Source organism: Bacillus multifaciens (assembly GCF_030756675.1).
Classification (GTDB): Bacteria; Bacillota; Bacilli; order Bacillales; family Bacillaceae_G; genus Bacillus_A; species Bacillus_A multifaciens.
Genome location: NZ_JAVBXD010000024.1, coordinates 66,481 through 73,896, shown reverse-complemented (window position 1 = coordinate 73,896; position 7,416 = coordinate 66,481). Strand labels below are relative to the sequence as shown.

The 7,416-nt window shown below is 30.8% G+C and carries 7 protein-coding genes; all 7 read left to right on the top strand.

All coding sequences use genetic code 11. From position 1 onward, the window contains the following. The first annotated feature begins 247 nt into the window (after nucleotides 1–247). The 7 genes from pdaA (at nucleotide 248) to Q9306_RS15645 (ending at nucleotide 7,304) form a co-directional block, all read left to right on the top strand. The gene (gene pdaA / locus Q9306_RS15675; RefSeq protein ID WP_306200108.1) at nucleotides 248–1,030 is read left to right on the top strand and encodes a delta-lactam-biosynthetic de-N-acetylase; all 783 of its coding nucleotides are present in this window, start codon (nucleotides 248–250) and stop codon (nucleotides 1,028–1,030) included. Nucleotides 1,031–1,088: 58 nt separating this feature from the next. Next, complete coding sequence (locus tag Q9306_RS15670; protein ID WP_306200105.1) at nucleotides 1,089–1,952, top strand: DNA-3-methyladenine glycosylase family protein; 864 nt, start codon at nucleotides 1,089–1,091, stop codon at nucleotides 1,950–1,952. Between the two features lie 10 nt (nucleotides 1,953–1,962). Further along, complete coding sequence (gene rlmD / locus Q9306_RS15665) at nucleotides 1,963–3,348, top strand: 23S rRNA (uracil(1939)-C(5))-methyltransferase RlmD (protein ID WP_306200102.1); 1,386 nt, start codon at nucleotides 1,963–1,965, stop codon at nucleotides 3,346–3,348. A gap of 394 nt (nucleotides 3,349–3,742) precedes the next feature. Next, the gene (locus Q9306_RS15660) at nucleotides 3,743–4,201 is read left to right on the top strand and encodes a hypothetical protein (RefSeq protein ID WP_306200100.1); all 459 of its coding nucleotides are present in this window, start codon (nucleotides 3,743–3,745) and stop codon (nucleotides 4,199–4,201) included. Nucleotides 4,202–4,473: 272 nt separating this feature from the next. After that, nucleotides 4,474–5,136 (top strand): hypothetical protein, encoded by a 663-nt coding sequence (locus tag Q9306_RS15655; protein WP_306200097.1) that lies wholly within the window; start codon nucleotides 4,474–4,476, stop codon nucleotides 5,134–5,136. Between the two features lie 497 nt (nucleotides 5,137–5,633). Next, complete coding sequence (locus Q9306_RS15650; RefSeq protein WP_306200094.1) at nucleotides 5,634–6,005, top strand: helix-turn-helix domain-containing protein; 372 nt, start codon at nucleotides 5,634–5,636, stop codon at nucleotides 6,003–6,005. Between the two features lie 66 nt (nucleotides 6,006–6,071). Continuing rightward, nucleotides 6,072–7,304, top strand: coding sequence for a hypothetical protein (locus Q9306_RS15645; RefSeq protein ID WP_306200091.1), 1,233 nt, complete (start codon nucleotides 6,072–6,074; stop codon nucleotides 7,302–7,304). The last annotated feature ends 112 nt before the right edge of the window (nucleotides 7,305–7,416 follow it).

Below are 7,416 nucleotides of genomic sequence, written 5' to 3'. Positions count from 1 at the left end.
CTCATTTATAGGTTCTGGACAAACCTGAGAGTACTTTGTCTTATTTTTTTTGTCCAGAAAAATGCTTACACATACTTTTATACATCATCGATATATTATGAAAAGCGCCGATATATTGCAAAGAATCGCCGATATATTGAATCAGCTTCTTGCTTTGTATTGGCATAAATGGAAAAACGTGTTCAGCATGAAAAAATTATAGACACAGAAACTACAAGTACGATTCTAGATGAAAAGGAGCTTAGAAATGAAGCGTAATTGGTTATACATTGGTATTATCTTTTCAATTATGATGGTACTCGTTCCGTCTTCTGTGCTTGCTTATGTGAATACACCGCATCATTGGGGAATTCCGCGTGCGAAGAATGAAACTCCTCCTGATGCAGGTCAGAAATTTACAGAGCTATTGCAGAAAAATGGAGGATTTTATTTAGGCGATACAAAGAAAAAAGATATTTATTTAACGTTTGATAATGGATATGAAAATGGCTTTACAGGAAAAATTCTCGATGTGTTAAAAGAAAAGAAGGTACCGGCAACCTTTTTTGTGACAGGGCATTATATTAAAACTCAACAAGATTTATTAAAACGAATGGTGAATGAAGGGCATATTGTTGGAAACCATTCACAGACTCACCCAGATTTTACAACGGTAAACGACGCAAAGCTTCGTGAAGAATTGCAAGTTGTAACAGATGAAATTCAAAAGGTAACTGGGCAAAAGGAAGTACGATATGTCCGGCCGCCGCGCGGAATTTTTAGTGAACGTACATTGGCGCTCGCAAAAGATATGGGCTATTATAATGTCTTTTGGTCGCTTGCTTTTCTCGATTGGAAAGTAGACCAGCAAAGAGGATGGCAATATGCTCATAATAATGTAATGAATATGGTTCACCCCGGAGCAATTATTTTGCTACACTCTGTTTCGAAGGATAACACAGAGGCACTTGCGAAAATCATTGATGATTTACGCGAGAAGGGGTATCATTTTAAAAGCTTAGATGATTTAGTAAAAGGCAATCAACCGTAAGCATGTATGCTTGCGGTTTTCTCATGCTATAATGATGTGTAAAAAGGATGAGGAATGCATGTGGAGCGAACAAATTACGTTAGACTATCCATATCGTTTTGAAGAAGTATTAAAACGTTTATCTTTTGACCCGTTACATATAATCCATTTAGACGATAAAGCAATTCATGTTCCACTTACCTTAGATGGAGAACAAATGATTGTCCGTGTACAAGGTAAGGGGACAACTGAAGAGCCGCAATTTTGGATTTCTAGCCAAAGCGATAAACAAGACGAAATTATGAAGCGCATTTCTTCTATTTTTCAATGGAATCAACCTTTTCATGAGATTCAGCATCATTTTTTAAACACATCATTACGGCCGCTTTTTGAAACATTTGCATATACTCCAATTATTTTAGAGTTCGATTATTTTGCTTGTCTTCTACGTTGTATTATTCATCAACAAGTTCACTTGAAATTTGCGACAGCACTTACAGAACAATTTGTAAAAACATATGGCACGGAGAAACAGGGGGTTTTCTTTTTTCCCACACCTGAACAAGTAGCAAATATTACAGTAGAGGAATTGAGAAATCAAAAATTTAGTCAGCGCAAAGCAGAGTATATCATTGGACTTGCACAACATATTGTGGACGGCAAGTTAAACTTAGAGGAATTAGAGGGAAAAACAGACGAAGAAGTTGCAGCAATGCTATTACCAATACGAGGTATTGGAGCATGGACTGTACAAAATTTCTTACTGTTTGCTCTTGGACGTCAAAATATGTTTCCAAAAGCAGATATCGGGATTCAACGTGCGCTTCAACAGTTATTTCAATTAGAACAAAAGCCAGATGACGTATTTTTAGAACAAATGAAACAAGAGTGTGAACCATATTGCAGTTATGCATCATTGTATTTATGGAAAAGTATAGAGTAGAGGTGTAACAATGATACAAAAACAACATGAGAGTAAGTTAGAAGTTGGACAAACGTTTCCTGTGACAATAAAGCGTCTTGGGATTAACGGAGAGGGCGTAGGTTATTTTAAAAGACAAGTTGTCTTCATTCCAGGAGCGCTTCCAGGAGAAGAAGTTGTTGCAGAAACAACGAAAATTCAGCGTGGTTTTGCTGAAGCGAAAGTGAAAAAGATTCGTAAAGCTTCGCCGCATCGTGTAAAACCGCCATGTTCTGTATATGAGAAATGCGGTGGGTGTCAGCTTCAGCATTTAGATTATCAAGAACAATTAAATCAAAAGCGCGATATCGTTGTACAAGCATTTGAGAAGTACATGAACGGAAGTATGGAAGATAAGATTCGTAAGACACTTGGCATGGGAGATCCATGGCATTATCGTAATAAGAGTCAATTACAAGTTGGTCGTAAAGATGAAAAGGTAATTACAGGATTATATGAGCAAAACTCACACCGCTTAATTGATATTTCTCATTGTATGATTCAACATAAAGCAACAAACGAAGCAACAAAAGTGGTAAGACGTATATTAGAAAAACTGAACATTTCTATTTACAATGAAAGAAAACAAAAAGGTCTTGTACGGACAATTGTGACGCGTGCTGCTGTGCAAACAGGGGAAGTACAAGTTACATTAATTACGACAAAAGAAGAGTTGCCAAATAAAGAGCAATTTATTGCAGAAGTACAAAAACAAATGCCATCTGTAAAATCGATTATGCAAAATGTGAACTGGCGTAAAACATCCGTCATTTTTGGTGATAAAACATTCCGTTTAGCTGGAAAAGAAGTGATCCAAGAAACACTTGGTGATTTATCATTTGAATTATCTGCACGCGCATTCTTCCAGTTAAATCCTGAGCAAACCGTTGTGTTATATAACGAAGCGAAAAAAGCAGCTGCTTTAACAGGGAAAGAAAAAATCGTAGATGCGTATTGCGGCGTTGGTACAATCGGACTGTGGCTGGCAAAAGATGCAGCAGAAGTACGCGGTATGGATGTGATTCCAGAAGCGATTGAAGATGCGAAGCAAAATGCGAAACGTCACGGCTTCACAAATACAAAGTACGAGGCTGGAAAAGCGGAACAATGGCTGCCAAAATGGGTAAAAGAAGGCTGGCGTCCAGATGTGATCGTTGTTGATCCACCGCGCACGGGTTGTGATGATAAACTACTCGAAACAATTTTAAAAGTTCAACCGAAAAAGGTTGTGTATGTATCTTGTAATCCGTCATCACTTGCGCGTGATGTGAAAACGTTAATGAAGAGTTATGACGTAGAATATGTACAACCAGTTGATATGTTCCCGCATACAGCGCATGTGGAGAATGTTGTTAGGCTTGTTAGAAAAGAAAAGTAAATGAGTGATAGGCCTTATCGAAAAAACGATAAGGCCTGATTTTTATTTAGGTTTACTTACGGTGAACCTTAACGTAAATAACGGTAAACATTCATAGGAAGACAAGGGATAGTTTAATTAGGAAAAGTATTGGAATTTTAGCTGAACAATCCTTCAATTTTCTTTTATTGATAATAGTATTAAAAAGGCATGGGACAATTGCATTTCTTTGAATTTAAATTAAATAATAAGGTGAAAGTATCTTTTTCATGGTACTATTTAAAAAGATAATCTTTAACCTTATTTGTTGAATTATATAAATCTGTATATCATATTATAATGTAATAATGATACAAAATCTTCATGGGATATCTTTTATATTATAGGTATAGATTTAATTGATTGGAGTTATATTATGAATGTTGATAAATTGATAAATAAAATTTTACTTTCTTCTAATGAAGAATTGATTGTATTTATAGAAAAAAATTTTACATTTGAAAAGATGGATGATTTTTCAGATATAAAAAAGAAAGAAGAAATGTTATTTAAATTAGAAATAGATGTAATTAGACATTGTTTGTTTAGACTTGAAAGTTTAGAAGAAATTTATGATACCTCTAAAGGGGCGTCTAGTGGATTTAATTTAATTGGTGTAATTTGTGGGTTTATATTAAAAGATTATATTGCTATTTTTATAAATCCTAAAGATCATCAAATTTTATATTTTTTTGGTCAAGTGATAATGTTTGGTATGATTTCTTATATGTTAGTTAAGATACTAAAGAAAATGAATAAGACAAGTAAAGATAAGTCTAAGATCATATATTTTAAGAGGCTATTAGAGTATATACTGAATGAAAAGGAGAAATAAATATAAAATATATTATGAAGTAATAAGAGAATGGAGTAAGGATTAACTTATGAGAACTCCTTTACGCTATGTAAGAAGTATTTTATGTGAATAACTTTGCGGAAAAGTCAAAACACAATATATTGTGTTTTGGTTTTTTTTATATACAATATATACTTTGTTTTTTGGTTTAACTAGAATATAATGGATATTGTAAAGTGCTAAAATAAATATATAAATAACGGCTTTATAAAAAAAATTAAATCAATATTTAAAATTTTGAGGTGTGCATAATGAAATGTGTAGAGTGTTGCAAAGATTTTAGTGAGGAATATTTATATTGTCCATTTTGTGGAACTCAATCCAATTCACATGGGGAAACACATAATATAATTGACGCTGGAACGAATAATATAAATATTGGAATGGGTGTTAATAGTAAGCAAGATATATATATTGATAATTTTAATGTATCTAAACAAGAAGAATTAATTGTTAAGTATGAAGATAGATTAGATAGAGAAGTTATTGGAGGAGTAAAAGGTTATAAAAATAGATTTCAGATTTCAGGAGTTCTATCTATTGTTTCGGCTGTAGTTACTATTGTAGGTTATCTATTCAGCGATGGTGATTATAGAGTATTTTTATGTATGATAACATTCGGTTTGATCTTATATGCAATAGATTCAAAAGGAAAATATCAGGAATTAAATAAGGATGGCATAGTTTATAAAAATGGAAGACCTATTCTTTGTGAAGAAGATGGAAAAGTCTATAAAGTGAGTAAATATGGCTCTTGTCCCATCTGTAAGGGGAGAGTTAACATTTATTATGATAAAAACATTGATAGAACACTTGGACAGTGTATAAACAATAAGGATCATTTATATACGTATGATCATACTACAGATATTGGGGTTCCTTATGTATACTTTCATATTTATGATAAAAGATAATTGTAATTAATCCAAAAGGAGGCTTTTTCATTTAGAAGCTTCCTTTTTGGATTGTAAATTTATTTTTTTCTTTTAGAAGTAAAGAATTTAAAAATCAGTATTAGTATAAATAATACAACTGCAAAAAAAGGATGAGCTTCTATCAGTATAAAAGTAATAAACCAAGTACCTAATATACTACCAAGAATTCCTATGAAACTATCGAGTATTATAAAATTCCTGAAAATTATTTTCCAAATATAATACGTTAGAATTGTACCTAGACCTACTATAAACAGTCCATAAAGCATGTTTTATCGTCCCTTTCTGATAATAAGCTTTTTAATTGAATTTTAAAGAGTTATATCTATAAAATACTTAAAGATATTATTTAATTAATTATCTTATAAATAAATATATTAATTTATATCTATAGTATATTTTTTGTATTAAAAAATATCAATAGTATATCGAAAATGATCCATCTAAAGGTTAGTTTTAACCTGAGGTGTAATTACATGGAAAATCTAATTAAAGCAATCGGTCATAATATTAGGGTGATTAGAAAAGGGAAAGGTTTAAGTCAAGAAGAATTGGCATTTAAGGCTAATTTACATCCTACGTATATAGGACAAGTTGAAAGAGGAGAAAAAAATATAACGATTGTAACCTTAAGTACAATTCTTAGGTCTTTAGGAATAACTCTAGAAAGTTTTTTCTCTCTCATAGAACCTAATGATTTAAAAAAGAGTTTTGATGTATTAGCTAAAGAGAATGAAGAGTATTTACCATATAAGGAACTTGTAAAATTATTACAAGATTTAAATGAAAAAGATCAAGATAAAATATTAGAGATTGTGGGTCTATTAGTTGATTGGAAGAAAAATTAAAGAAAAGTGCCCACCTGTCCACATATTTATTATCTTATATAATAAATTTTATAATGGAGCAAAATAATGAGGCAGGCAGATTTAGTAAAAATAATCAGTAAAGAATATGGATCGGAAATTAGTCAAAAAGTTGTTAAAGAGAGAATTGATAAAATATATAAATTTATTAAGGCTCAATTTATTTCTAATAAGAAGGAATTTGATACTAATGAATCAACATTTTTTGAGATATGTATAAGAAATATCGAGAGGAAAAATTTTCATCAGTACACAGGAGCAATATTTTTATCTTTATTATTTTTATATAAAAGTAATGAAATTTTCCAAAGTGTGTTAAAAGGAAATATAGTGGATGATGATTATCTAGAGGATTTTATTACATATTTTGAAGAATATATGGATGGATCTATAGGTACTATTTCTAATAGCAATAAATATAGAAAGAAGATAATTTATTTAGCTGAGAGTGAAAAGAAAAAATGGGAAAATTACGAAGAAGACTTCCCCTATTTTAGGTTTATCCTTAAAGGATTTATAAAAAAAATATTTGAGAGTAAAAATATTATAAATGCCAAAATAATAGATGAAATGAGATATACATCAAGTCTGCTGAAAAAGGCTGATAAGCTTTCGACATATAAACATTACTTGTTTATAAAGAAACTGAATAGAAAAATAGAGCTACTTTTAAAGAAAGAAAAATCTACTTTAAAAGAAGAATTACGGGACGCTATTATTAAACATGATTTAGATGCTATGGAGTGTATTGTAGCAAATTTGAATTTTTATCCTGATCTTATAGAGGATCATAGAAGAGATATAAAGCTACTTGAGGATTTAGAAAGTGTTCTATGGTCTAGATACAAATTAAATTCGAAAGCAATGTTTCAAATTGGAGATTTTAAAAATAAAATTTTAAAGTATGAAGTTAGAGAAAGGATGGAAATAATTCAACAGTTGCAAGAGATAGTAAATTTAAAAGGAAAAAGAGAAGTTTTCTCATTTATAGAAAAGATAAATAGCGAAGATGATAAGAAAGTAGAGAGAAAGAAAGAAAAATTACACGAAGAATATAAGGTTACTAAAAAGTCATTTTTACGTGCTTGGCGACTTAAAAGTAAAACTGAAATGCATAGAATTTTAAAAGAACGGATAGAGTATACACATTTAGAAAACAGTGATAAGCAATTGCATAATGCAATAGAAAAATTAATGGAAAAGGCTCTTGAAGAAAAAAATTCAGAGTTACTTTTAAAAATAAATAACATTTTAAAATACTATAAAAAGTTTTTTATGTAAAAAGCGATAAGGGATGAAAATGCCTCCCTTATTGCTTTTTTTTATGATAATTATCATAAAATTTACCTGAAATTTGATTGAAAATAAGCAAAAACAGAAAATTTTCTGAGTG

Bases quoted from the DNA above. Each gene is read 5' to 3' on its own strand.
- pdaA (WP_306200108.1), top strand. From the start codon at position 248: ATGAAGCGTAATTGGTTATACATTGGTATTATCTTTTCAATTATGATG.
- Q9306_RS15670 (WP_306200105.1), top strand. From the start codon at position 1,089: ATGTGGAGCGAACAAATTACGTTAGACTATCCATATCGTTTTGAAGAA.
- rlmD (WP_306200102.1), top strand. From the start codon at position 1,963: ATGATACAAAAACAACATGAGAGTAAGTTAGAAGTTGGACAAACGTTT.
- Q9306_RS15660 (WP_306200100.1), top strand. From the start codon at position 3,743: ATGAATGTTGATAAATTGATAAATAAAATTTTACTTTCTTCTAATGAA.
- Q9306_RS15655 (WP_306200097.1), top strand. From the start codon at position 4,474: ATGAAATGTGTAGAGTGTTGCAAAGATTTTAGTGAGGAATATTTATAT.
- Q9306_RS15650 (WP_306200094.1), top strand. From the start codon at position 5,634: ATGGAAAATCTAATTAAAGCAATCGGTCATAATATTAGGGTGATTAGA.
- Q9306_RS15645 (WP_306200091.1), top strand. From the start codon at position 6,072: ATGAGGCAGGCAGATTTAGTAAAAATAATCAGTAAAGAATATGGATCG.